Below are 2500 nucleotides of genomic sequence, written 5' to 3'. Positions count from 1 at the left end.
TTCCCCGTGAAGATGCGGGGTTCCTGCGGTTAGACGGAAAGACCCCGTGCACCTTTACTATAGCTTTACACTGGCATTCGTGTCGGCATGTGTAGGATAGGTGGTAGACTTTGAAACCCGGGCGCCAGCCTGGGTGGAGTCGTCCTTGAAATACCACCCTTATCGTCATGGATGTCTAACCGCGGCCCGTAATCCGGGTCCGGGACAGTGTATGGTGGGTAGTTTGACTGGGGCGGTCGCCTCCTAAAGAGTAACGGAGGCGCGCGATGGTGGGCTCAGAACGGTCGGAAATCGTTCGCTGAGTGCAATGGCATAAGCCTGCCTGACTGCGAGACTGACAAGTCGAGCAGAGACGAAAGTCGGTCATAGTGATCCGGTGGTCCCGCGTGGAAGGGCCATCGCTCAACGGATAAAAGGTACGCCGGGGATAACAGGCTGATGACCCCCAAGAGTCCATATCGACGGGGTTGTTTGGCACCTCGATGTCGACTCATCGCATCCTGGGGCTGGAGCAGGTCCCAAGGGTATGGCTGTTCGCCATTTAAAGCGGTACGTGAGTTGGGTTCAGAACGTCGTGAGACAGTTCGGTCCCTATCTGCCGTGGGTGTAGGAACATTGACAGGATCTGTCCCTAGTACGAGAGGACCGGGATGGACGTATCTCTGGTGGACCTGTTGTGGCGCCAGCCGCATAGCAGGGTAGCTATATACGGACGGGATAACCGCTGAAGGCATCTAAGCGGGAAACCCACCTGGAAACGAGTGTTCCCTGAGAGCCGTGGAAGACGACCACGTTGATAGGCCGGGTGTGGAAGTGCGGCAACGCATGAAGCTTACCGGTACTAATAGCTCGATCGGCTTGATCATTCTCATTGCTCGTGTCCATCGCACGCATCCAGCGTGCGCGGACGGCCGCCGCGACGGCGGCCGGCACGGCACCCAGCTTCTCGTTTCGACATGCGTTTGGCCGACCTGGTGGTTATGGCGGGGTGGCCGCACCCGTTCCCATTCCGAACACGGCCGTGAAACGCCCCAGCGCTGATGGTACTTCGTCTTCAAGACGCGGGAGAGTAAGTCGCTGCCAGGTCTGCCAAGCGCATGTCGTTGTCTTCTCTTTTTCGATCGTCAGTCGCGCCGGCATCCGGCCTTTCGCAGCGACCGACAAGCAGATGGCGGTGCCGACACGCACGGCCGGTGACGCGGGGTGGAGCAGCCCGGTAGCTCGTCAGGCTCATAACCTGAAGGTCGCAGGTTCAAATCCTGCCCCCGCAACCATCTTTACTTGTGTACGACCCGGAGACATGGGTAACAGCTTGTCCCTAAGACATGGGTGACAACCTCGTGCTTGACGAGGGTTGTCGATGGTCTGCAGGGTCCTCTGTTCCAGGTCGATGTATCCCAGATCGTAGTGCATGAAGCTGACGAGCCAAATGCCGTCGTCGACTTCGGTGATTCCGAGCCTCTGGCCGGCCAGCACGGTCGAGACATTGACCTTCTTGCGGTGCATGCAGATGCGTCCGCAGGCGGTGACGAGGATGTCCCTGTCGTGGAAGGGGTACTCCACGTCTGGCAGTCCCTCGTACGGTCTTGAGGAGGGTGCGTAGGCTTCGGCCGGGGTCCTCATGGCGATGGCCTCGTGGGGACGCTCCTCGTTGAATTCGCTGACGAAGTCGTCGAAGCGGCCCTGCTGCTGGAGCGCATTCATGCCGGGCGGGCGCGCAGTCTCGGCCTTCAGGGTCCGGTGGATGCGCTCGTGGCGGCCGTTCTGTTGCGGATTGCCCGGCCTGATGCGCTCGACCGCGATGCCGAGCCTCAGCCACCACACCGACAGCTTCGACAGATTGTAGAGCCCGTTCGGCGAAGCGAATGGCAGGCCCCCGGGGTCTTGCTTTCGGCAAGCCCGAGGACAGGCATTGTCGCTCCTGATGGCGGCGGGCAGGCCGCGGTCCTGGAACAGGCGCACGAAGGTCTCGATGACGGGCATCTCCCTCGTGCTCTCGAGGGCCTCGCAGCAAAGGATCATCCGCGAGGCCTGGTCGCTCACCGTCAGGGGGTAACAGTATCGGCCGTCGCCGGTCTTGAACTCGCCCTTGAAGTCGGCGCACCACAGATCGTTGGCCGCCACCGCCTGCGACAGCACCGTGCCCTCGGCCTTGAAGCGCCGCCGCTGACGGGCGCGCTTCACCAGGCCATGGCGGTCGAGCACGGCGTGCACCGTCGAGGTGGCGGGAATGCGAACCTCGCCCGCCAGCTTCCTGACCAGCAGCTCCCTGATCTTCCTGGCGCCCCAATGCGGCTTGCCCTTCTTGCTCTCCACGATCAGCCGCTCGATCTGGTCGGGCAACTGGTTGGCATAGCGCACCGGCCGCCGCGGACGGTCGCAAAGCGCCTCAAGGCCCTCCTGCTGGTAGCGGTCCCAGATCTTGTAGCCGGTCTTGCGCGATATCCCGAACTGACGGCACACATCGCTCATGCCTTCCCCGTCGAGAAGCCGAGCCACG

General features: G+C 61.8%; 1 tRNA gene, 2 rRNA genes and 1 pseudogene (1 of these 4 cut by a window edge). 3 read left to right on the top strand and 1 reads right to left on the bottom strand.

Annotation, left to right across the window (positions count from 1 at the left end):
* The 3 genes from N1F89_RS12125 to N1F89_RS12115 form a co-directional block, all read left to right on the top strand.
* Window positions 1–866, top strand: a 23S ribosomal RNA gene (locus N1F89_RS12125); it begins 1942 nt to the left of the window's first position.
* 104 nt (window positions 867–970) lie between these two features.
* Window positions 971–1086: ribosomal RNA gene (rrf, locus tag N1F89_RS12120) — 5S ribosomal RNA — on the top strand.
* A gap of 111 nt (window positions 1087–1197) precedes the next feature.
* Window positions 1198–1274 (top strand) — tRNA-Met (locus tag N1F89_RS12115).
* A 76-nt stretch (window positions 1275–1350) separates the two neighbouring features.
* Here N1F89_RS12115 and N1F89_RS12110 read toward each other — a convergent pair.
* Window positions 1351–2499, bottom strand: a pseudogene (locus N1F89_RS12110) (integrase core domain-containing protein); the annotation flags it as partial.
* Window position 2500 lies beyond the last annotated feature (1 nt).

The organism is Aquibium sp. A9E412 (genome assembly GCF_030398335.1).
Lineage (GTDB): Bacteria > Pseudomonadota > Alphaproteobacteria > Rhizobiales > Rhizobiaceae > A9E412.
The sequence above is the reverse complement of the archived record's forward strand: the minus strand, read 5'-3'. Positions and strand labels throughout refer to the sequence as shown.